Raw genomic sequence first — 23,613 nt, 5'->3', positions numbered from 1 at the left:
CAATTAAATATCTTGTATTAAGTACATAGATAGTTTTGCAAAGATAGTATTATTATTTTTGATGGGTATTTCTGCTAAATATTCGAATTAAGTTATACCTGTTATATGGTATATAAAATTACGGCTTTTGATTAACCAATGGTATTGTTTGATTTTATAAAGTCAGTGACTAGATAACCAATCAATTTTCCTATAAGGTGATTATTTTTATCTTCTCCTAAGCTTGGAGCACCTTCACATATATGCAGGTAAGTAGCATTTTTGTTTTTGGCAAAAAAGGAAATAAACTGCCTCAATTCTTCTACAGAAAAACCACTCAAAGTCATTGCGCTGCTAGCTATATTTGGTATTGCATCCAAATCAATTTCGATTCCGAAACAATCAGTTTCGACAAATGCTAGTGCAGTGTTCATCTCTAAACTGAAATCTTTTTCTTTTCTAATCTTTATACCGTCATAAGTATTATACCGCACTCGATCTTCGGTTTTTTTTATAATGTCAAGTACACTTTTAGAGGTGTAATTTTCATGTAAACCAAAGACAAAATATTTTTTCAAAAAACCTTCTTCGAAAGCATATGAAAAACCATTTCCGCTATGGCGTCCTTCTAAGATTCTGAAATCAGAATGTGCATCAAAATTTATAGCATTAATTGATTTGCCCTTCGCAAGTGCTGCACCTTTTATGTTTCCGTAAGAGTTATTATGTCCACCTCCAATAATTATTGGGGTTTTTCCGGCTTTGATAATGTTAAATATAATATGAGAAACATCTTTATCTATTCTTTCAACTAATTGACTTAATTTAGAACGATCGTCAATATCATTAAAGTCTAAATGCTCAACTTCTTTCATTTCTTCACAAACATTAACCTGTCCTAAAACAATGATTTGGCTTCCTTTGCAAAAGCGATTGTGTTGAATATTTGCTATGTTTTTGATGGCGCTATCCCAAGCAGATGCGGCTCCAGGTCTTCCAAAATTGGCTCTAACTCCAATGTCCTCAGGAATTCCAAGTAAGACATATTTTGCTTCGCAGGTTTTTAAAAATGAAATTGTATCAGTCCCTTTAGGCACTGTAATCATTTTTTCACCAAATTTAATTTCTCCGCTTCGGTGGTTGGTAATTTTGGCGAGATCATTCATTGTAAAAGGCAGAAGCTTTTCCATATAAAAAAAATATTTTTTTCAAAAATACTATAATTGTGTTAACTTTCGTTTAACTTTAATATATATTGTTAAATTTGAAAAAAAAATTAATTAAAATGGAAAATCAAAAAAGTAGTTCAAGTCTAAAAGCAATAATTGCAGTGTTAGCAGTTTTACTAGTGGGGAGTTTAATCTATATTTTTAAAGTTACATCTGATGTGACTACTGTACAGACTGAATTGAAATCTACAATGACTGATAAAGAAACAGTTATGAAGGATTTAGAAAATTTAAAAGCAACATATGATGCTGCAATCGCTGAAAATACTTCTATGTCTGATGAATTGATTCAAGAAAGAGATAAAGTTGTGAATTTAATTTCTGACTTAAAAAAATCTAAAGGAGATGTTGCTTCGCTAGCAAAATACAAAACTCAATTTATTGCTTTACAAAGTAATATGAAAACTTTAATGGCAGAAAATGAAGGTTTAAAAAAGCAAAATACCACCTTAACTACGCAACGTGACAGTACTGTTGTTGTATTGACTGAAACTAAGAAAAATGTTGAAGCATTAGCTGGGCAAAACGAAGAATTGGCAAAAGCGGTTGAAAAAGGTTCGAAATTAACAGTTTTAAATACAACTGGATCTGCTTTTAAATTAAGAAGTTCTGGTAAACAAATAGAAACTGACAAAGCGAGCAGAGCTGACGTTCTTAGAGTAAGCTTCACAATTGCTGAAAATCAAATTGCTCAATCAGGTGATAAAACGTACCAAGTACAGGTTATTGATAGTAAAAACAATGTTTTAGGTGATAAGAAAACTGAAACTTTTGGAGATAATACTTTAACGTATAGTTTTGCGACTAATGTTGCTTATGAAAACAAAACAGTTAAAGTTACACAAGATTTAAAAGGAAAAGACTTTGCTAAAGGAACTTACTATATCAATATCTTTAATAAAGGGGAACTAGTTTCTAAGACAAGTTTTGTTTTAAAATAAGAGTATATTATCAAGTAAAAAAAAAAAGAGGAGCTAATTGCTCCTCTTTTTTTATGTAATATTTTTTCCTTCCAGTATTACTGTTTCAATTAAGTTACTGCCAAAGGCATAGGGCAATTGATAGTAGGAGGGAATTGGCTTTGTAATAATAAGATTCGCTTTTTTTCCTATGGTGATGCTTCCATGAGTATCTGAAAGTCCCATGGCGTAGGCACCATTTATTGTTGCTGCATTTATGGCTTCTTCAGGAGTCATTTTCATTTTTATGCAAGCAGTAGCTACGACAAAATTCATGTTTCCAGATGGGGTTGAGCCAGGGTTGTAATCAGTTGCAAGTGCAATAGGAAGACCGGCTGCGATCATTTCGCGTGCTGGTGTATAAGGAATACTCAAGAAATAGGAGCAAGATGGCAAAGCAACTGGCATGGTCTCTGTATTTTTTAAGGCAATAATATCTTCTGTTTTCATGACTTCAAGATGGTCCACTGAAAGCGCACTGTACATTATGGCTGCTTGTACTCCTCCAATTGAATTGAATTGATTCACGTGAATTTTTGGCTTTAAGCCAAAGCGAATTCCTGCTTCCATAATTTGTTCCGTCTCCGCAACCGTAAAATAGCCTGTTTCGCAAAAAACATCGATATACTCAGCGAGTTGGTTCTTTGCAATTTCAGGAAGCATTTCGTCAATTATCAAATCAATATAGCCTTTTCTGTTTTCTTTGTATTCTAATGGAATAGCATGTGCTCCAAGAAAAGTAGCTTTTATGGTTATAGGATACTGCTTAGATAATTGTTTGATAACGCGAAGTATTTTTAGCTCCCCGTCTAATGAGAGTCCATATCCAGATTTAATTTCTACAGCTCCAGTTCCCAAACGTATTACATCTTCTAAGCGCTCTTTTGATTGTTGGTAGATTTCTTCTTCTGATGATTCATTCAGCTTTTTAGCCGAATTTAAAATACCTCCGCCGCGGTTGGCAATTTCTTCATAGGTTAGACCATTGATTCTATCTACAAATTCCTGTTCGCGATTCCCGGCGTACACAATATGCGTATGGCTGTCGCACCAAGTAGGTAAAACAATTTTTCCAGTTGCATCAATAACGGTGTCTGCCGTTTTTGTAGGAAGGTTTTCCATAGCGCCAAAATCAGCAATCAAATTGTCTTTAATTAATAGGTACGCATTTTTGATTGTTGGAAGAATAGCCATTTCATCACCAGAAACTTTCGAAACTGAAGTTTCTCGAACTTGAAGCAATTCCTTGATATTGGTGATTAATGTTGTCATTTTGTTTTTTTTGTTATTCTGAAACTGTAATTTCAAAAAGTTTATCCCAGTTTTTTCCGGTTACAAAAATGGTTTTAGTTTTTGGGTTGTAAGCGATACCATTTAAATAATCATCAGGAGTTCCATTAATTAGTTTTCTTAATCCTGACATGTCTAGAACGCCCTCTACAGCTCCATTTATAGGGTTTACTACTGCAATAGCATCTTTCTGCCAAACATTGGTGTAGATTTTTCCGTCAATCCATTCTAGTTCGTTGATTGCTTTTATTTTTGAGCTACCAGAATATACATTAATATAATCAATCATCTTTTGAGTGTCTGGATCCATTTTCCAAATTTTCTCGGTTTTATCTGTTTGATAGATGTATTTTCCGTCATTAGTCATTCCCCAACCTTCGATGTCTTTATCGTATGAAAAAGTTTTTTCTAGTTTTAATGTTTTAGCATTGTAGATAAAACCAGTTTTTTCCTGCCAAGTCAATTGGTATAATTTGTCATTAACGAATGTAATTCCTTCGCCAAAGTATTTTGCATCAAGATCTACTTGTTTGTATACTTTTCCAGTTTTATAATCGTATTTTCTGAAATAGGATTTACCATTAAGTCCTGTACTTTCATATAATGTGTCTTTGTAAAACTCTAAACCTTCCGTAAACGAAGTAATGTCGTGAGGGTAGGTGTTTACAATTTTATACTTTAATAGTTTTGGTTGTACATTCGATACTAATTCTACTCTTGCGGTTGCTTCTGAGTTTTCACCTTCATAGTATACCAACGCTTTTAGATTTTGGTAGCCTAATTTTTGGTCTTTCAATTCAAAGGTTAGTTTATCTGCATCTTTTCTTGAAGCTATCTTTTTATCATTGACATAGTATATAATGCTATCGACTTTTTTCGATTCTGGATTCAAAATAGTCAAGTCAAGTACCTCTTGAGGCTGATATTTAGCAGCAAATTTCGAAGTATCGAAATTAAATATGGTATTTTCTCCCTTTTTTTTATCACCACAGTTAGAAATTGTGATTCCTAATAAAATGATAGATAGTAAGTTATATTTTTTCATCGTTTAAATTTTGTATAGACCAATATACAATGTTATTTTTAGAGGACAAAGCGCTTGCAAAAATATAAAAAGATTGTATATTTGCACCGGCAAGTCCTACACGACCAGCTCCTGCAGACTCCCCCAGGATGGGAACATAGCAAGGGTACGTGGTTGAGCGGTGCGATGTAGGTCGCTTGCCATTTTTTTATAATCTGTTCGTTAAGGCGAGACAGATTTTTTTTATGCCAATTTTGAAATGTTTTCAAAATAAAAATAATTACAGTCTTCCGTATGGAGGATTTTTTTATTTTTGGTCTATACTAAAATACAGTTAAACAACAAGCAATATGAGTAAAGTGGTTTTAATTACTGGAGGTTCCTCCGGAATAGGGAAGTCTATTGGGGAATTTTTACATAACAAAGGTTTTATTGTTTATGGAACTAGTAGAAACCCGGAACGGATTCTTAACTCTGTTTTTCCATTAGTGGCCTTAGACGTTAGGGACACTGTTTCAATTCAGGCGGCAATTGCTAAAATCATTGCTATATCAGGAAGATTAGATGTTGTAATTAACAATGCAGGAGTAGGGATAACTGGACCTTTAGAAGAGATTCCAACTGAGGAAATCAAGAATAATTTTGAGATTAATTTATTTGGTCCTATTGAAGTGATGAAAGCGGCTTTGCCACAAATGCGTTCACAAAAATCGGGATTGATTATCAATATTACTTCTATTGCGGGTTATATGGGATTGCCTTACCGTGGCGTTTATTCTGCTTCGAAAGGTGCTCTAGAGTTGATCACGGAAGCAATGCGCATGGAAGTGAAATCATTTGGAGTTCACATTACTAATGTAGCACCTGGTGATTTTGCAACGAATATTGCCGCGGGTCGCTATCATGCTCCGGTAATTGAAGGTTCGGCATATGAAGTTCCTTACGGGAATACCCTAAAAACAATGGATGAACATGTGGATAGCGGAAGCAATCCCAATGAAATGGCCGAAGCAGTTTACGCGATTATTCAAACAAAAGAGCCTAAAATTCATTACAAAGTGGGTGCTTTTATGCAGAAATTTTCGATAGTACTTAAGCGAATTTTACCTGATAAAGTATATGAAAAAATGCTAATGAACCATTATAAATTATAATTATGGAAAAAATATCAGAATCACTACCTTTAATTTTGATGGGTTTATGCGTTATTGTTTTTTGGTTTATTATTCGTAGGATATTGAAGTCAGTTAGTGATAAAATAAATAATAACGATCTCTATAAGGAGGATATACTTAATGTTCTAGAGGAAATTAGAGACGAATTGAAAGAATTGAATAAAAACAATTTAGTTAAGTAAATTTAAGTTGTAATTTTGCAGCAGATTTGCGTGAGGGATAGTAGTGAAAAGCCCACAGCAGCGTGTAGCGATAGCGAAACGATGCGAGGACTTGTAGCGAATAGCCCGACCCGATCCCGATAGCTATCGGGATTAAAGAGGGTCACGCCCAAAAAAAGAACACACAATTTAATTATAAATATTATGAAATTTTTTATTGACACGGCTAATTTAGCTCAAATTAAGGAAGCGCAAGCATTAGGAGTTTTGGACGGAGTTACGACTAACCCATCATTGATGGCGAAAGAAGGAATTACTGGAAAAAACAACATTATGAAGCATTATGTTGACATTTGTAATCTTGTTGACGGTGATGTAAGTGCTGAAGTGAATGCGCTTGATTATGATGGTATGGTTAAAGAAGGTGAAGAATTAGCTGATTTACATGAGCAAATCGTTGTTAAATTGCCAATGACCAAAGAAGGTGTTATGGCTGCTAAATACTTTTCTGATAAAGGAATTAAAACGAATGTAACATTAGTATTCTCTGCAGGTCAAGCTTTATTAGCTGCTAAAGCGGGTGCTACTTATGTTTCTCCATTTATTGGTCGTTTAGACGATATTTCTACAGATGGATTAGCATTAATCGAGGAAATCAGATTGATTTATGACAACTACGGTTATGAAACTCAAATTCTTGCTGCTTCTGTACGTCACACAATGCATATTGTAAACTGTGCTAAAATTGGTGCTGATGTTATGACTGGACCACTTTCTGCAATTTACGGATTGTTGAAACACCCATTAACTGATAGCGGATTAGCTCAGTTTGTTGCTGATTTCGAAAAAGGAAATAAATAAGAAGTTATATTAAGTGATCCGATTTTTAGTGACCACTTATTGAAATAGAAAAAGTCCCATTTTGCATATACAAATGGGACTTTTTTATGATTATTATTAGAAAATTATTTTCGTACAAACGGTGGTAATAATTTTGAAGAGACTTCTCCAAAGCCGATTCTTACCTGTCCATTTTTGCAAAAACCTTTGATAATCACAGTGTCATTGTCATTGATAAATTTACGTTCCGTTCCGTCGTTCAGTTTTATTGGGTTTTTTCCTCCCCATGTCAATTCTAACATCGAACCGTAACTATCAGGAGTTGGACCTGAAATTGTTCCAGACCCCATCATGTCACCTGAATTTACACGACAACCGTTTGAAGTATGATGTGTTAATTGTTGGCTCATAGTCCAATACATGTACTTGAAGTTGGTTTTACTTATTACCGTAGGTTCTGCGTGCTCTGGTTGTATTGCAACTTCTAAATTGATGTCAAAAGAATGTTTTCCTTTTTGCTGTAAATAAGGCAATGGACTTGGATTTTGTTTAGGGCTTAGAACTCTAAATGGCTCTAGAGCATCCATGGTTACAATCCAAGGAGATATAGACGACGCAAAGTTTTTTGCCAAGAACGGTCCTAGAGGCACATATTCCCATTTTTGAATATCGCGTGCGCTCCAGTCATTTAATAAAACCATTCCAAATATGTACTCTTCTACTTCATTAATTGGGATCATTTCACCCATTACATTAGCATCAGTAGTGATGAAAGCGGTTTCTAGTTCGAAATCAATTAAACGTGACGGGCCAAAAACAGGTGTAGTTTCACCGGCTGGTAATGTTTGACCTATAGGTCTGTGAATAGGAATTCCTGAAGGAACAATAGTAGAACTTCTACCATGATATCCTACGGGTATGTGAAGCCAGTTTGGTAATAATGCATTATCTGGGTCTCTGAACATTTTTCCTACATTTGTAGCATGTTCTTTGCTTGAATAAAAGTCAGTGTAGTCACCTATTAATACAGGCAACTGCATTTCGACATCGTCTATCTCGAAAATAACAATATCACGATGCTTTGCATTATCTCTTAATTTTGAATTGGTCTCGTCAAAAATTTCCGCAATTCGATTTCTAACTAATCTCCATGTTTTTTGTCCATCGGAAATAAAGTCATTAAGAGTGTCTTGCATGAACATATCATCAGTTAATTCAATACCTGCAAAGTAATTCATTTGCTGCAAAGCCCCTAAATCGATAGCAGAATTACCAATTCGAGTTCCTACGGTTACTATATTTTCTTTAGTTAAGAAAACGCCAAAAGGAATGTTTTGAATAGGGAAATCACTATTTTCTGGTACTTCTAACCATGATTTTCTGTTTGTATCGTTTGCTAATATTGGCATAATATGTTAATTGTTTTGTTGAAAATTATACTTCAAATATATTATAATCTAACAGTTTCACAAACGTTTTTTCGTATTTTTGCTTCAAATTAACTAAAATCAAAGAAATGCAACGCGACAAACAAATTTTTGACCTTATTCTAGAAGAACAAGAAAGACAAATACACGGATTAGAACTTATTGCCTCAGAGAACTTTGTCAGTGAAGAAGTGATGGAAGCAGCGGGGTCTGTCCTAACGAATAAATATGCAGAGGGATACCCTGGAAAAAGATATTATGGTGGTTGCGAAGTAGTAGATGTTGTAGAACAAATTGCTATTGATAGAGCTAAGGAATTGTTTGGTGCGGTTTATGCAAATGTGCAGCCACATTCAGGTTCACAAGCTAATACAGCAGTATATCACGCTTGTTTGAAACCGGGAGACAAAATTTTAGGTTTCGATTTGTCTCATGGAGGACATTTAACTCATGGTTCGCCAGTAAATTTCTCTGGTCGTTTATACAATCCAGTATTTTACGGTGTTGATAAAGAAACGGGACGTTTAGATTATGATAAAATTCAAGAAATTGCTACAAAAGAGCAACCAAAATTAATTATCGCAGGAGCTTCGGCATATTCTCGTGATATGGATTTTGAACGTTTTAGAGTAATTGCTGATAGTGTAGGAGCAATTTTGTTTGCTGATATTTCTCATCCTGCAGGTTTAATTGCTAAAGGATTATTGAATGACCCAATTCCTCATTGTCATATTGTATCAACTACAACACACAAAACATTGCGTGGACCAAGAGGTGGTTTGATCATGATGGGGAAAGATTTCGAAAACCCAATGGGATTAACTACTCCAAAAGGAGACATAAGAATGATGTCATCTTTACTTGATTTAGCTGTTTTTCCTGGAAACCAAGGAGGACCTTTAATGCATATTATTGCTGCAAAAGCGGTTGCTTTTGGTGAAGCTTTGAAAGATGAATTCTTTACTTATGCTTTGCAATTGCAAAAAAATGCTAATGCTATGGCAGAAGCTTTTGTAAAAAGAGACTATCATATCATCTCTGGAGGAACTGATAATCACATGATGTTGATTGATTTAAGAAATAAAGGGATATCTGGTAAAGAGGCTGAAAACGCATTAGTTAAAGCTGAAATCACCGTTAATAAAAATATGGTTCCATTTGATGACAAATCACCATTTGTAACTTCTGGAATTCGTGTTGGAACTCCTGCTATCACCACTCGTGGATTAGTAGAAGAAGATATGGAAACTATCGTAGCTTTGATTGACAAGGTTATCATGAACCATACAAACGAAGATATTATCGAGGAAGTAGCTAATGAAGTGAATGAAATGATGAGCGAAAGAGCGATCTTCGTTTTCTAAAAACTTTTGTTTAAAGTTTCAGGTTTAAAGTTTAAAGGTTTGTGTATACGGAACGGTATCACATGTTTTAAACTTTAAACTTTTTTTTTGAATTCAAACTTTAAACTTTTATAAACTTTAAACAAAAAAAAAAATGGGTGTATTACGATTAGAATTGCCTACGGATCCAAGATGGGTCAATATAGTAGAGAAAAACATTGAGGAAATCTTGACGGATCATGCCTGGTGTGAGCAAAAAGCGGCAACAAATGCAATTACAATAATTACCAATAATTCAGAACATCAGGATTTGGTTCAGGATTTGTTGGCTTTAGCCAAAGAGGAAATCGATCATTTTGAGCAGGTACATAATATCATCATCAAAAGAGGATTGAAATTAGGGCGTGAGCGCAAAGACGATTATGTAAATGAACTGTATTTGTATATGAAGAAAAACGGGAATGGGAGTAGGGTTTCCAGTTTAGTGGAAAGACTACTTTTCTCAGCAATGATTGAAGCCAGAAGCTGTGAGCGTTTTAAAGTTCTTTCGGAAAACATTAAAGATGAAGAGCTGTCTGTATTCTATAGAGATTTGATGGAAAGTGAAGCTGGACATTACACTACTTTTATAACCTATGCCAGAAAATACGGGACAGGAATAGATGTAGAGAAGCGCTGGCGAGAATGGATTGAATTTGAAGCTTCAGTTATTGCAAATTATGGCAAGAATGAGACGATTCATGGTTAGATTTGTGTTTTAGTAATTTTTTTATTTAATGCAGAATAGATTTAAAATCAATTATTTGTATTTGTAAAATTATGTATGGAGATTTATTTTATGCTTAAAAAGTACTTTTTTTTCTGCATTTATTATTTTTAATATATATTTATCTCGTGAATATTCAGCAAATAAAAAATATTATATAAATGAAACTCTATATAAAATATGATGGAATCGTTGCTTGTAGGGTAATTTTACAAGAACAGTTAGAACGATTAGAGATAAAACACAAGCTTCTTGATTTAGGAGAAATTGAAATTAGTGATTCTGTTTCTGACGAATGCTTTGCTGAACTTCAGGCTGCGTTAAATAGATATTCTATTTTCATTGTCAATAATGAAAAAAGTCAGCTAATTCAAAAAATAAAGGATACTATTGTTGAAATGATTTATCAAAATGATAAATTGCCAGCAATTACTATTTCTCAATATCTATCAGAAAAGTTGAATTTTAGCTATGGATATTTGACCAATATTTTTTCTGAAAACACCTATTCTTCAATAGAAAATTTCATTATTATTCAAAAAATTGAAAGAGCAAAAAAATTAATTATTGAAGATCAATTGACTTTAACAGAGGTTTCGTATAAATTAAACTACAGTAGTGTAGCTTATTTGTCAAGTCAGTTTAAAAAAGTTACAGGATTGACACCCTCTGCTTTCAAAAGAATAGTAGATAAAAGAAGAAGTTTATCAAATAATAATTTATAAATTAAATCCAACAATAGTATGATTTCACATAAAGATTCAATGCGTATTTTGATTGCTGATGACGACGAGGATGATCGCGCATTTTTTAGTGATGCAATGATGGAGCTTAAAATGAATAATGAGTTAACGTTATTTAATGATGGTAAAGAACTGATGGATTATTTAGCAAATCCAGATATTATATTACCACACTTACTTTTTTTGGATTTAAATATGCCTCGTAAATCGGGCTTTGAATGTCTAAAAGAAATCAGGTCTGATTTAAGATTTAAAGAAGTTTCAATTGCTATTTACTCTACATCTTCATCTGAAAAAGATATTGAAGAAACTTTTGTAGAAGGAGCAAATATTTATATAAACAAACCAAATGACTTCAGTAAACTTAAAAAAGTAGTCAAAGAAGTGTTAAACATCAATTGGCAATTTCACTCCTCTGGTTTAAATAGAGAAACGTTTTTCTTTAGTATTTAAAAAAGCATCGAGTATGAAGTTAGCAAAATTGTATAAAAACTCCCAGGTCTTTAAAATAGCTTTAGGTATTGCTATAGCAGTAGTAGGTTATATAGCCTGCGTTTTTTACACACAAATGCGAAGCTTGGACTCCTCAGTTGATATAATTACGAATGCTACTGAGACACAATTGGAATTAGAAAGAGTATTGTCGATTATCAGTATATATGAGACAAACCTCAGGAGCTATATTATCACAAAAGATGAATCCTATTTAGAAAAGAGATTTTTGAGAAGGGGAGAAATAGAAACTAATCTTAAGCGAATTAATGTATTAGTAGCTAATAACCCTGCTCGGGTTAAGGATGTAAAACGCCTTAATAAACTCATTGATTATCGATTTAAACTATTTAGGGAAACACTGCTTCTCGCAAAAAGTAAAATGCCCAACAGCGAAGTATTAAACGCAAAACTTCAAGAGAGTAATGACTTTACGGAGTTGATGAAAAACTATGTTTATAAAACTATTAACGCTGAGGGTGATAAGGTTAAAATTCACAATAACAACCATCAATTTGAGTTGCAAGACTCCATCATAAGTGCTTTTTTATTGGTGATTCTGTCATTATTAATTTTACTGCTTTCTTTTAATAAAATGAATGTTGACATTTATGAACTTAAGAGAGCTAATGATGAATTAAAATTCCTAAACCACTCTTTCAATAATGCAGAAAAAATCGCTGGATTTGGTCATTGGAAGATTAATTTAGAAACAAATACATACTCTTTTTCGGATAATTTCTTCCGACTTTTAGGATTGGAGCCGCAATCATTCGTGCCTAGTTTAGAAAATATTTCTAAATACGTGCACCCCGATGATATTGAATATGTAACGCAAATGCATTTGGATTCTCTTGTTTCTTATAACCCCACCTCTTTAATGTATCGTTTTGTATTACCTAATGGGGACTTAAAATACGTTATGTCTGTAGGTAGTTTTACCAGGAACGGTAAAGGACAAATGGTTAAGACAGGTGTGAATTATGATATGACGGAACAATATAAGCGAACTATTGAATTAGAAGAAAACAATAAAGAATTAATAAGCATTAACGAAGAACTAGAATCTTTTAATAATATTGTAAGCCATGACTTACAAGAGCCGCTTCGTAAAATTCAAATGTTTATTTCAAGAATTGAATCAACTGAAGTGGATTCTATTTCCGAGAAAGGGAAAGGATATTTTTATAAAATACGCACATCAGCTAATAAAATGCAAACCTTGCTTATTGATTTGGTCAATTACTCCAGAACTATAAAAGGAGATAAAGTTTTTGAGAATACTGATTTAAAGGAATTAGTTTATCATGTAATTGACGATTTATCATCTGATATTGAAGAAAAAAAGGCTAAGATAGATTTAGGGGATTTACCTACTGTAAAAGTTATTTCTTTTCAAATGGAACAACTTTTTATTAATTTGATTTCTAATTCATTAAAGTATAGTCAAGAAGATGTGGCACCTGAAATTTCAATTTTTTCTGAAAAAATTGATAAAAACGAGGTGTTTGACAATGAAATAATTACTGATCAAGATTATTATAAGATTGTGGTAAAGGATAATGGAATAGGATTTAAACAAGAATACGCCGAAAAGGTATTTATATTATTTCAGCGTTTAGAAACAGGTTCTAAATATTCTGGAACTGGTCTTGGTTTAGCCATTTGCAAACGAATTGTAGACAATCACAATGGGTTTATAAAAGTGATTTCAGAACCTAATGTAGGTTCTACGTTTTCTATTTTTTTACCAAAAAAAGCTTAGTTTTTCCATAATACCAGATTACGATAATCGTATTAAACTATGTTTAGTATAAGAATGAACAAGAAAGCAAAGTTCATTCAAATTAATAATTCATTTCTTTTAAATATATAATATGATAACTGTTGCCATAGCCAGCCCTAACGATTACAAAACAATTCAAGAAATTGCGTATCAAACTTGGCCGGAGACCTATGGTGCAATCTTGTCAAAAGAGCAATTGGAGTTTATGTTAGATGCTTTTTATTCAATAGCTGCTTTAAATGATAATGTAGTCTCTAAAGGACATCATTTTTTGTTAGCCAAGGAAGACGATGTTGTTTTGGGTTTTGCTTCTTATGAGCATAATTACCAGGAAAATAATAGAACTCGAATCCACAAAATATATGTTTTGCCTAAAACGCAAGGCAAAGGAATTGGGAATAAACTTATAAGTCATATCGAAAATTTGGCTAGAGAAAATCAATCAACAGCACTTTCACTAAATGTAAACAGGTTTAATAATGCCTACGCTTTTTACCAAAAAAAAGGTTTTGTAGTCATTGAAGAAGTGGATATTGAAATTGGTCACGGTTATCTGATGGAGGATTACGTGATGGAAAAGGCGTTGTAGTTTTACGATTCCCAATTCCCAATCAGCTGTAGTAGAACTTTTAATTTAAAAAGTCATCTTCTTTACTAAAAATACTACATTCCTATTTTTATTTTATTAAAAGTTATTTTGAGAATTCTCTGTTTTAAAGAAAAAAGCGGTAAATTTAAGTGTTTGTTTATCAGCTGTTTTCTTAAAACCACCACGATGAGATTTGTAAAACTTTTAATATTTTCTATTTTATTTTTGACGCTATCTTGTTCTAAAAATGCTGAAGGAATTCAACCTAAGCGCAGCAATGTTACAGAAAGTGTGTACGCTTCAGGAGTCATAAAAGCAGACGATCAGTACACCGTTTTTTCTACAGTAAATGGTATTTTACAAAAGAGCAGGGTTATAGCGGGACAATCTATTAGTCAAGGGCAACTATTATTTGATCTTGAAAGCGAAAAAGCTGCATTAAATACTGAAAACGCAAGGTTAGCTTATCAATTGAGTCAAGAAAGCAGTCGTTATGTCAAAGATAAAATTGCTGAAATGGAATTAAAAGTCCAGTCGGCGAAGGACAGGATGACTCTGGATGAATCCAGATATAACAGAAATAAAAAAATAAGAGCTCTAGAGGGGATTTCTGAAATTGATTTTGAAGGAATTGAATTAGCCTATAAAAGCTCCAAACTTAGTTATGAAAGCTCTAAAAAGCAATTAGCGCAGCTACGATCCCAATTAAATAATGAGCAAAGCCGTAGTAGTGTGAACCTTAAATTAAATCAAAAATCCCAAAGTGATTACAGCGTAAAAAGTGCATTCGCGGGGCAGCTATTTGATGTTTTGGTAAAAGAAGGGACCTTGGTAACCACACAGACTCCACTTGCGATTATAGGGAAATCAAATGCATTTGTATTAGAACTGGAAGTAGATGAAAATGATATGGTGCGGGTGGCTCTAGGCCAAAAGGTACTCGTAACTATGGATAGCTATAAAGGCGAAGTGTTTGATGCGATTGTGGATAAGATTTACCCTATAATGGACGAGCGCTCACGTACGTTTAAGATTGAGGCTCATTTTGTAAAACCACCTAAAAAACTGTATCCTAATCTCACAGCAGAAGCCAATATCGTTATTCGAACTAAAGAAAATGCGATTACAATTCCTAAAACTTATTTGATAGATAACGAATATGTTTTGGTCGATAAAAAGGAGCGCATAAAGGTGAAGATTGGCTTGGCTGATTATCAAAAAGTGGAAATTTTAGAAGGCTTGAAAGAAGGAGAAACCATTTACGAACCTCAATAATGAACTTTAAACTTATTTTAAACATTGCATTCCATTTGCTAATAGCGCGGCTAAAACAGACCGTAGTTGCTGCAGTGGGGGTAACCTTTGGTATTGCTATGTTTATAGCTTTGGTGAGTTTTATGAACGGATTAAATGAGTTGTTAGACGGACTAATGCTCAATAGGACGCCGCATGTTCGTTTGTATAATGAGGTAAAACCTTCTGAAAATCAGCCTCTGGATTTGTCTTATAAGTATAAAAAAAATGTAAACTTTATTAATTCCATCAAACCAAAAGACAGAGGAAAATCGATTTATAATGCCAATACAATAATTAAAGTGCTGAAGGAGGACAAACGGATTATAGATGTAGCACCAAAAGTGACTTCCTCCGTTTTATTTAATTCTGGGACGATTGAAATTGCAGGTTTTGTAAATGGAATCGATATGGTAGCAGAGGATAAACTTTTTAAGATAAGCGATTATATAAAAGAAGGCAAAGTCACTGATTTGTCTCAGAATAACAGCATTATTATTGGAAAAGGACTAGCAGATAAGATGATGCTGACCATAGGCGACATTATAAAAATATCAACTTCCAATGGTAATTTAGCTTCTTTAAAAATTGTAGGGTTTTCTGAATTAGGAATTGCTGAAATCGACAATGTGATGAGCTATACTTCATTGGCAACAGCTCAAAAAATATTGGGACAACCTAAAAATTATATTACAGACATTCAGCTGAATTTATACGACAAGGAAACTGCGGCAGCCGTTGCAAAAGAGTTTCATAAAGCATTCAATTTAGATGCCATGGATTTTCAAACGGCAAATGCGCAATTTGAAACAGGAAGTACAGTTAGGAGTATCATATCTTATTCAGTAGGGATTGTGTTACTGATTGTTGCTGGTTTTGGAATTTATAATATCTTGAACATGATGATTTATGAAAAAATGGATAGTATAGCCATTCTTAAAGCAACCGGTTTTTCAGGGGATGACGTAAAATGGATCTTTATCTCACTTTCACTAATTATTGGACTTACCGGTGGGGTTTTTGGACTGGTGTTTGGGTATATATTTTCAGTTATTATTGATAATGTTCCTTTTGAAACTACTTCTTTACCCACCGTAAAAACATATCCTATTGATTACAATGCAGTTTATTATGTCATTGGGATAAGTTTTGCCCTTTGTACAACTGTTATTTCGGGACTTTTTCCTGCTTTGAAAGCGAGTAAAGTAGATCCTGTAGAAATTATTAGAGGAAAGTAGCTATGGATAATAATAAAGTGATAGAAACTATTGGGTTAACGAAATATTTTTATGACCCTGTGAAATTTCAGGTGATTAAAGAAGTCGACTTAAGTATTAATCATGGTGAATTCGTTTCGATTGTAGGCAGGTCTGGTTCTGGGAAATCAACTTTACTGTATTTGTTGTCTACTATGGATACGGATTATGAAGGAGAATTGTATATTCATAACGAACTTGTAACGGGGCAGTTGGACGCCCAATTAGCGAAGATACGAAGCGAGAAAATTGGTTTTGTATTCCAGTTTCATTATTTATTAACGGAATATAACGTGCTTAAAAACGTGATGCTTCCAGGTCTAAAGTTAGGGAAATATTCCAATGAGGAATTAGAACATCGAGCCATCGGACATTTGAAAACTCTGGGAATGGAAAAGCACGCGCTTAAAATGACAAATCAGTTGAGTGGCGGGGAGAAGCAGCGCGTGGCCATAGCGCGGGCACTAATCAATGATCCTCTAGTAATCATGGGAGACGAACCGACGGGAAATTTGGATCGAAAAAACGGTGATCTGGTGTTTGATATTTTCAAGAAACTAACCGAAGATTTTAAGCAAACTATATTAATTGTCACTCATGATACTGATTTTGCCGATAAAACGGATAGGATAATTACAATGGAAGATGGTAGAATTCTATTGTAATACTAGTTACTTACAATAATATCATGTTTTGCCAATAAACCTTTTAAACCAGCCATAGAAAATTGTGCCTTTTTGAGTTTTGTTTTCGTTGGGTCAATTGTATAATTATAACTGCTTCTAAAATCAGCTTTGTTGGCAATTGCTTTTTCAAATTCAGCGCGATACAAATCACAATTATCAAAAATGGCTTCGGTTAAGTCAGTACTCATAAAATCAACAGCTACAAGACTGCTATCCATAAATGTGGTCCCTTTTAGCTTTAAGGTATAAAATTTGGAGAAATCCAAGTTACATTCTTTAAAATGGATTTCAAAAATAAGTTTGTCGCACATGGAAAAATTGATTTCCATCATTTTGCAGTTATTAAAAAGAACAGTTCTTAAAGCAACATGATTTATTTTTGAGGCATTGAAATTACAATCATTAAAAGTACAATCGATGAAGGTTACCGCAATAAAATTGCATTGGGAGAAATCACAACTGTTAAAAATGCAGGATTCAAATTCCTTGAAATTGACTTCCTCTACACCATAAGTGATGTCATTGTATTGTATGTCAAGGAAATATTCAGGCATTGTATATGTTGGGATTGCTTGTGTATAAATAGATTTCTACGACGGCTAAATTATTATTTAATTGTGTAAAGCGCACTATCTATTAGCTGCTGTTTTTAGATTTATTTACAATTACTTAAATATTCGGATTTGTTTTTAAATGAATTCGGTCCAAATATTTGTCTAATAACTCACCTTGTTTGAAAGTTTTTTTATATAGTCGTTCCGTAGTGTAGCGTTCATAATAAATTTCGACATAAAAATTATTTATGGTATATAGCTCTATTGCAATATTATCCTTTAAATAAAGGTCTACATAGGCACCTTTTTTCCAAGTTGCAGTATATTGCTCTTCCTCCGTAAGTTTTAAAAATTCAAAAAGTTTCATTTGCTCTAATTTTTAAAGTTTTAGTCCAATTTATACTCTTCAATTCAAATGAGGGTAATGCTAAAGTATGGATGCTGGTTAATATCCCACAAATAGCACAATTGAATAGTTTTCTAATTTGTCTTATCTCAAATATAGTAAAAGGATAAGTTGTTTTATGGAATAAGTACGGAAACTTTGGCTAGATAATGATAACTTTCAACGAATTAAGCTGGAGCGGTGCCTATAAATCTAGTTCTAATAATACAATCTAAAATCGAGCAGTTTACAAAGCGCATACTGTTTTTGATGCAACTCTTCAACAATTTCAATGACGTTATCTTCATCTTGGAATATACTAAAGAAAGTTTTGTCAAGATTGATGCTAGTTAGTCTGTTATAGGCCGTTCCGTAGCCCGAAACAGCTTTTGCGCCGGTAACATCTATAAAATATTGTGCTTCTTCCTCACTTAAGTCTAGTATTTTTGTATTGGCAAAATGCAAAATTTTACCAGTTAATTTTCCTTCAAAAAGTTCGGCAAGTTCATCTATGCTATAGTAGTAGTCATTTAGACAGATGTTATTTCCTTCGCCTTCCATTACTAGATAGATTATTTCATAATCCTTAAAGTTATGGTCGTCGTACCGCAATGCGTTTAAACTTTCTTCTAATCCTTCAATCGTATCACAGGTTTTGTAAATGCTGGTAATACCATATTCAACTGCTAATTGTTCTAAATTATTGACCACTTCAGTAGTGGTGGCAATTTCTATATCAGGAACAGCTTCGAGGCAGAAAATAAATTTATCATTATCTAAGTAATTGGGTTTGTCTAGATGGGTCATTAGCAACGAATGTTTTTGTTTACTGCTATTTTACTTAGCAGCATTAGATATAGTTGTTTTTTGCTTTCAATTCTGTTTTCTTCTTCAGTCCATTTCTGGTAAGGCGGTATGTTTGTTTTGAACTCGTGGGTTTGTCTGGGATGGTCATTTCAACCCAACCTTCTTCAATGGCTGGATTAAGATAGTTTGCACGAAAATTATCACGATGTTTTAGTTCTAATGCTTCTTGGATTTCATCACGTTTCATTTCAGCTTCCAATACCCAAATAACCCTCTCTATTGGTGTTAAATTAGTAAAGACTTGCCCAGTGACTTGCCCAGTGACTTGCCCAGTGACTTGCCCGGTAGTTGGACGGTATATTGTAATTGAAAAACCTTCTTCTAAATTAAATGTGGGCTCGCGTAATCCTGCTTCGGCACACAAACGAAAGATCTCTCCAGTTCCGGTTCCAAAACGCTCAATATAACCTGCCTGGTATAAGGTTTCGGCCAGATGCGGATTTTTAGGATAGGAAGCATGATCGTGTTTCAGCTTTTCTAAAGTTAGTTCCATCGGTAAACCACCAGGATTGCTAATAGTAACTCGATCAGAAAACAGCATTACTTGTACACTTCCAGTACTTTGATAATCTCGATGCGCCACTGCATTGACAATCGCTTCGGCAATCACAGGTCTTGGTATTTCATATTTCAAAGGAGCTTGATTAGACTCCAATCGCATTCCCACAGTAACGGCAATTTTGGCTAATATAAAATCAACTGCTTCGTCTACCTGCATAAAAACATCTCCTTTGATTACGCGATGGTCTGGGATGGGTTTAGCAATAAAATCACCATGAAAATGAGCACATTTAACTACTGCAGCAGGAAAAAATTGTTGTGGATTTTTTCCGAAAGCGAGTAAAGCGCTGTTGGTTACACCATCAGCTAAATACAAGTCCAAATGCGATAAGACTTTAGAAGCTGCGCTACCTTCTCTAAAAGGGAAACCTCGTTTGTGACGAGCAATATTTATGAAATGATTCAGTTTTTCTTCATCGATGTCTAAAAGCGAGGCTTTTTTAGCAATGGAACTGTCAAAACCTTCTATTTGAATCAATCCTTTTTGTTGAAGCAGATTGACTAAGGCTTTGGTTACTTCTCGAATTAATTCTTCGGTAGTTGAAAAGCGTTTGTAGGATAAATTGTTTTGAATTTTTCTTAATAAAGCGGTTTCTTTTGGGTGTCGCTCTGCATCGGTATCATTTTTTATAAAAGCTAATGAAAAAACGGCCTCTTTCTGTGCTAGATCGTACTCAAGTTCAGTAGGTGAAATCCCTGTAGCTGTTTCATAACCGTATGATTCTCCTATTAAAATAAGGAACACTTCAGCATGAGTAACTTCTTTCAGATATACATTTTGTGGCTGCTCACCGAGAGCAGGTAATTTCTCAAATAAAATAGGCTCAAAAAACAATTGCAACACTGGATCCGACAATAAATGACGGTGCAATGCCTCTCGCTCTTTGGCAAATTCTTTTTGAACGCTAGAAAGAAAAACTTTTTGTTTCATGGGATAGTAAAACTAATAAAAATAAACAAAATGAATTGTTTTTTCCAGTGAAAGTCTCATGTCGAGCTACGAACTAATCGCATGTACTTCATTGCTTGGTGTTAAGATCAGCTTTGTCGGCAATTGCTTTTTCAAATTCAGAACGGTATAAATCACAGTTGCTAAATAGGACTTCGGTTAAGTTAGTACTCATAAAATCAACTGCAACAAGGCTGGTATTAGTGAATGTAGTCCCTTTCATTTTTAAGGCGTAGAATTTGGAGAAGTCCAAAATACAATCCTTAAAATGAACTTCAAAAATGAGTTTGTCGCACATCGCAAAGTTTACATCGGTCATTTTACATGTATTAAAAAAGACCGTTCTAAAGGCAACATGATTTATCTTTGAACTATTAAAATTGCAAGAATTAAAGTGACAGTCGATAAAAGTGACAGCAATAAAATTACATTGGGAAAAATCACAATTGGTAAACGTGCAAGATTCAAGTTCCTTGAAATTGACTTGTTCTTCACCATAAGTGATGTCTTTATATTGTAAGTCAAGGCTGTATTCAGACCTTTTTTAAGGTATAAAGGAAATAAAATGAAAATAAAATTATCTTTTTGTGGATAAACTACATTTTTAATCTAATGATGGCAAACTTACTATATCCATTGCTAATTCTCTAATTTAGTTTGGAAGGATTGGAGTTGCTTTGCGTAAGGGGGGATGATACTGATAAAATCACTATTGAATTATAAAAAAATACTCTCACGAATTATGTAAATGATTAGTTAACCAAATGTAAATATTTTTTAAGAGCTATAGTGGAAAAGGAATAATTTAGATGAATAAAAAACCGCCTCAAAAAATGGTATGGAGACGGTTTCTTGGAATTATTTAGAGAAGTTTAATTAGAATTAAAAGTAAGTCACAGCTCAAATTTCATCTAATTAGTTTAGCTATTTTTCGTGTGATATTGTAGGGTTTTCTTTTACCCATTCGTTCATTCCAGCAGCGTAGTTTGCTATTTTTGTATATCCTTCTTTTGCTAAAATTGAATATGCAATTGCAGATCGGTCTCCACCTTGACAATGAATGACTACTTGTTTATCTTTAGGAATTAAATTTAGATGGTCATAAATAGTTCCTACAAATACATTTTGCGCTTCTTTTATGTGAGCAGTATTAAATTCTGAAGCACCTCTCACATCAATTATAACGCTATCGTCCATCACTTTTTTAAATTTGTCAAGGTCAATATTTTTTGCTTTTTCTAATTTCCCACCATTATCAGTCCACGATTTTGCGCCTACGACATACCCCATAACATTGTCTAAACCAATTCTCATTAGTTTACGAGTAAGGTCATCTACTTGGCTTTCGTTTTCAACTACTAAAATAAATTTTTCATTATAATCTACGAACCAACCTGCCCAGGTTGCAAATGAGTTACTTCCTTGAATATTTAGAGTTTGTGGAATAAATCCTGCTGCAAAGTCAACTTTATTTCTAGCGTCAATTACTTTTACTCCTTTTTGGATCGCTGTTTTTAATTCTGATGCAGCTAGTAATTTTTGTGTTGGAACTTCAGTTAATAGCGGTCTGTCAACTTTGTTCAACTTTTTCATCATGGCAAAATACTTAGGAGGCTCTGGTTGGTCTTCTAATAAATATTTTACAAACCCATCTCTATCATTAGCATATTGTAGCGCCCAGTTTCTTATCTTTTCATAACCCACAGTAGTACTTGGCACAGAACCTAATGCTTTTCCACAAGCGGAACCAGCGCCGTGGCCTGGCCAAACTTGGATATAATCCGCTAGTTCTGAAAATAACTGAATAGATTTATACATTTGTAAAGCACCAGCATTAGCAGTACCCACTACATTAGCGGCTTTTTCTAATAGATCTGGACGACCAACATCACCAACAAAGACAAAGTCACCTGTAAACAACATGACAGGTTTTGTGGTTGCAGGAATATCTGTAAGTAGGAAACTGATACTTTCAGGAGTGTGTCCTGGAGTATGTAAAACTTCTAATGTTAAGTTACCTAATTTTATTATATCGCCATTTTTTAGACCATTATGGGGAAACTCATATTGCCAGTCTTTACCTCCTTCTGCAGAAAGAAATAGTTCAGCGCCTGTTACTTTTGCTAACTCTCTGGAACCTGCTAGAAAATCAGCGTGTATGTGAGTTTCCAGTACATGCGTTATTTGCATGTTATTTTCTTTTGCTATTTCTATATAAGTATCTACATCTCTTTTTGCATCAATAACTGCTGCTACGCCTGATTTTTGACATCCAATGAAGTAACTTCCTTGAGCTAAACTCTTGTCGTATATGTGTTGAAAATACATTGTTTTATTTTTAAGTGATTAATTGAGTCTAATTTACAAAAAAACCATCCTGTAAAAGAATGGTTTTTAAGTTTTTTAAAATGGTAGATTTAAATAGATTTTTTAGCTAAGTACCAATCCACCATTTCTAAATTACTCTTTTTTCTTTCAGCTAATTCTTCTACTGTTTTTGGAGCAGAAACAATCACTTTGTCACCAGGTTGCCAGTCAAGAGGCATAGCTACACTGTACTCGTCTGATGTTTGTAGAGCGAGTAGAGAACGTTTAATCTCTGCCATATTTCTACCCACATTTAAAGGGTAATACATGATTAAACGTACTTTTCCTTTAGGATCCATTATGAAAACGGCTCTTACTGCAGCTGTTTCACTTTCTCCTGGTTGAAGCATTCCGTATTTTTTTGAAACTTCCATACTAATATCTGCAACTATTGGAAATTCAAATAAAACACCTGTTTTTTCATTTACGGCATTTACCCATGCAATGTGAGAGTGAATGCTGTCAATACTTAGACCCATTAATTTTGTATTGTGGTTTGCAAAGAAATCTTTTTCTAAAGCAAACCCACTCATTTCTGTAGTACAAACTGGAGTAAAATCAGCTGGATGTGAAAAAAACACAACCCAACTTCCTTTATTATATTCTGAAAATTTTATTTTTCCTGTAGTGGTTACCGCTTCAAAATCTGGAGCCATATCACCAATTCTCGGCATTGAAATTATTTGTTCTTCCATTGTTCTATATATTTAGATGATTATTTTATACTACGAAGTTAGTATAGATTCAATTAATTTTATGTGACAAGAGTTACATTGTATTAATTAACTTTATCGTATTTTTATAATTAATAGTTTTTGGTTATAGATATATTAATTTAAGTTATTAATATTAAAAGCCTCTTGTGATAAATGTTACACTTCTTTTGGCTATT

General features: G+C 33.6%; 23 protein-coding genes, 1 other RNA gene and 1 pseudogene. 13 read left to right on the top strand and 12 right to left on the bottom strand.

Annotation, left to right across the window (positions count from 1 at the left end; translation table 11 throughout):
• Positions 1 to 131: 131 nt before the first annotated feature.
• Entirely contained in the window at positions 132 to 1,169 is a 1,038-nt protein-coding gene (locus BLV91_RS15175) for a formimidoylglutamase (protein WP_091434801.1), read from the bottom strand.
• Between the two features lie 95 nt (positions 1,170 to 1,264).
• On the opposite strand from BLV91_RS15175, the gene BLV91_RS15170 reads away from it, so the two are divergent.
• Complete coding sequence (locus BLV91_RS15170) at positions 1,265 to 2,149, top strand: hypothetical protein (protein WP_091434799.1); 885 nt, start codon at positions 1,265 to 1,267, stop codon at positions 2,147 to 2,149.
• Between the two features lie 51 nt (positions 2,150 to 2,200).
• Here BLV91_RS15170 and hutI read toward each other — a convergent pair whose 3' ends face one another.
• Both hutI and BLV91_RS15160 read right to left on the bottom strand, forming a co-directional pair.
• Positions 2,201 to 3,439, bottom strand: coding sequence for an imidazolonepropionase (hutI, locus tag BLV91_RS15165; RefSeq protein WP_091434855.1), 1,239 nt, complete (start codon positions 3,437 to 3,439; stop codon positions 2,201 to 2,203).
• 13 nt (positions 3,440 to 3,452) lie between these two features.
• Positions 3,453 to 4,502, bottom strand: coding sequence for a glutaminyl-peptide cyclotransferase (locus BLV91_RS15160; protein ID WP_091434797.1), 1,050 nt, complete (start codon positions 4,500 to 4,502; stop codon positions 3,453 to 3,455).
• An 87-nt stretch (positions 4,503 to 4,589) separates the two neighbouring features.
• Between BLV91_RS15160 and ffs the strand changes: the two genes are divergently transcribed.
• The 3 genes from ffs (at position 4,590) to fsa (ending at position 6,678) form a co-directional block, all read left to right on the top strand.
• Positions 4,590 to 4,687, top strand: an RNA gene (gene ffs, locus BLV91_RS15155) — signal recognition particle sRNA small type.
• Positions 4,688 to 4,831: 144 nt separating this feature from the next.
• Positions 4,832 to 5,635 carry an SDR family oxidoreductase gene (locus BLV91_RS15150; protein WP_091434795.1) on the top strand — a complete coding sequence of 268 codons (804 nt, stop codon included), beginning with the start codon at positions 4,832 to 4,834 and terminating at the stop codon, positions 5,633 to 5,635.
• Positions 5,636 to 6,021: 386 nt separating this feature from the next.
• Positions 6,022 to 6,678 (top strand): fructose-6-phosphate aldolase, encoded by a 657-nt coding sequence (gene fsa / locus BLV91_RS15140; RefSeq protein ID WP_007139044.1) that lies wholly within the window; start codon positions 6,022 to 6,024, stop codon positions 6,676 to 6,678.
• 104 nt (positions 6,679 to 6,782) lie between these two features.
• On the opposite strand, the gene fahA is transcribed toward fsa, so the two are convergent.
• Entirely contained in the window at positions 6,783 to 8,066 is a 1,284-nt protein-coding gene (gene fahA / locus BLV91_RS15135) for a fumarylacetoacetase (protein ID WP_091434790.1), read from the bottom strand.
• 107 nt (positions 8,067 to 8,173) lie between these two features.
• Between fahA and glyA the strand changes: the two genes are divergently transcribed.
• The 9 genes from glyA to BLV91_RS15090 all read left to right on the top strand — a co-directional run bounded on the left by glyA (position 8,174) and on the right by BLV91_RS15090 (position 17,017).
• The gene (glyA, locus tag BLV91_RS15130; RefSeq protein ID WP_091434788.1) at positions 8,174 to 9,448 is read left to right on the top strand and encodes a serine hydroxymethyltransferase; all 1,275 of its coding nucleotides are present in this window, start codon (positions 8,174 to 8,176) and stop codon (positions 9,446 to 9,448) included.
• Between the two features lie 133 nt (positions 9,449 to 9,581).
• Positions 9,582 to 10,175, top strand: a complete 594-nt coding sequence (miaE, locus tag BLV91_RS15125) for a MiaE family protein (RefSeq protein ID WP_091434786.1) — start codon at positions 9,582 to 9,584, stop codon at positions 10,173 to 10,175.
• A 179-nt stretch (positions 10,176 to 10,354) separates the two neighbouring features.
• Positions 10,355 to 10,918, top strand: a complete 564-nt coding sequence (locus BLV91_RS15120) for a helix-turn-helix domain-containing protein (RefSeq protein WP_091434785.1) — start codon at positions 10,355 to 10,357, stop codon at positions 10,916 to 10,918.
• Between the two features lie 18 nt (positions 10,919 to 10,936).
• Entirely contained in the window at positions 10,937 to 11,389 is a 453-nt protein-coding gene (locus tag BLV91_RS15115) for a response regulator (RefSeq protein ID WP_245709720.1), read from the top strand.
• Between the two features lie 13 nt (positions 11,390 to 11,402).
• A complete protein-coding gene (locus BLV91_RS15110; RefSeq protein ID WP_091434783.1) occupies positions 11,403 to 13,193 on the top strand; it encodes an ATP-binding protein in 1,791 nt (596 codons plus the stop codon).
• Positions 13,194 to 13,305: 112 nt separating this feature from the next.
• Positions 13,306 to 13,803 carry a GNAT family N-acetyltransferase gene (locus BLV91_RS15105; RefSeq protein WP_091434781.1) on the top strand — a complete coding sequence of 166 codons (498 nt, stop codon included), beginning with the start codon at positions 13,306 to 13,308 and terminating at the stop codon, positions 13,801 to 13,803.
• 186 nt (positions 13,804 to 13,989) lie between these two features.
• Positions 13,990 to 15,078 carry an efflux RND transporter periplasmic adaptor subunit gene (locus tag BLV91_RS15100; protein ID WP_091434779.1) on the top strand — a complete coding sequence of 363 codons (1,089 nt, stop codon included), beginning with the start codon at positions 13,990 to 13,992 and terminating at the stop codon, positions 15,076 to 15,078.
• Positions 15,078 to 16,334 carry an ABC transporter permease gene (locus BLV91_RS15095; protein WP_091434777.1) on the top strand — a complete coding sequence of 419 codons (1,257 nt, stop codon included), beginning with the start codon at positions 15,078 to 15,080 and terminating at the stop codon, positions 16,332 to 16,334. Before BLV91_RS15100 ends, BLV91_RS15095 begins: the two co-directional genes overlap by 1 nt.
• A 2-nt stretch (positions 16,335 to 16,336) precedes the next feature.
• Positions 16,337 to 17,017: an ABC transporter ATP-binding protein gene (locus BLV91_RS15090; RefSeq protein WP_091434774.1), complete on the top strand. Its 681-nt coding sequence runs from the start codon at positions 16,337 to 16,339 to the stop codon at positions 17,015 to 17,017.
• Positions 17,018 to 17,019: 2 nt separating this feature from the next.
• Here the strand turns inward: BLV91_RS15090 and BLV91_RS15085 are convergent, their stop codons facing one another.
• The 8 genes and pseudogenes from BLV91_RS15085 to BLV91_RS15055 all read right to left on the bottom strand — a co-directional run bounded on the left by BLV91_RS15085 (position 17,020) and on the right by BLV91_RS15055 (position 23,416).
• Entirely contained in the window at positions 17,020 to 17,592 is a 573-nt protein-coding gene (locus BLV91_RS15085; protein ID WP_091434772.1) for a pentapeptide repeat-containing protein, read from the bottom strand.
• Positions 17,593 to 17,707: 115 nt separating this feature from the next.
• Positions 17,708 to 17,959 (bottom strand): hypothetical protein, encoded by a 252-nt coding sequence (locus BLV91_RS15080; protein WP_091434770.1) that lies wholly within the window; start codon positions 17,957 to 17,959, stop codon positions 17,708 to 17,710.
• 237 nt (positions 17,960 to 18,196) lie between these two features.
• Positions 18,197 to 18,784: a DUF6642 family protein gene (locus BLV91_RS15075; protein WP_091434768.1), complete on the bottom strand. Its 588-nt coding sequence runs from the start codon at positions 18,782 to 18,784 to the stop codon at positions 18,197 to 18,199.
• Positions 18,785 to 18,827: 43 nt separating this feature from the next.
• Complete coding sequence (locus BLV91_RS15070) at positions 18,828 to 20,336, bottom strand: Fic family protein (RefSeq protein ID WP_091434767.1); 1,509 nt, start codon at positions 20,334 to 20,336, stop codon at positions 18,828 to 18,830.
• An 88-nt stretch (positions 20,337 to 20,424) separates the two neighbouring features.
• On the bottom strand, positions 20,425 to 20,673 hold the full coding sequence (locus BLV91_RS17350) for a pentapeptide repeat-containing protein (protein ID WP_245709719.1): 249 nt from the start codon (positions 20,671 to 20,673) through the stop codon (positions 20,425 to 20,427).
• Between the two features lie 66 nt (positions 20,674 to 20,739).
• Positions 20,740 to 20,859 (bottom strand): annotated as a pseudogene (locus BLV91_RS17345) (pentapeptide repeat-containing protein); the annotation flags it as partial.
• A gap of 419 nt (positions 20,860 to 21,278) precedes the next feature.
• A complete protein-coding gene (locus BLV91_RS15060) occupies positions 21,279 to 22,682 on the bottom strand; it encodes an MBL fold metallo-hydrolase (protein ID WP_091434763.1) in 1,404 nt (467 codons plus the stop codon).
• 89 nt (positions 22,683 to 22,771) lie between these two features.
• Positions 22,772 to 23,416: a peroxiredoxin gene (locus BLV91_RS15055; protein WP_091434761.1), complete on the bottom strand. Its 645-nt coding sequence runs from the start codon at positions 23,414 to 23,416 to the stop codon at positions 22,772 to 22,774.
• Positions 23,417 to 23,613 lie beyond the last annotated feature (197 nt).

This window comes from Flavobacterium degerlachei (genome assembly GCF_900106645.1).
Classification (GTDB): domain Bacteria; phylum Bacteroidota; class Bacteroidia; order Flavobacteriales; family Flavobacteriaceae; genus Flavobacterium; species Flavobacterium degerlachei.
This window is presented reverse-complemented; position numbering and strand designations above follow the sequence as displayed.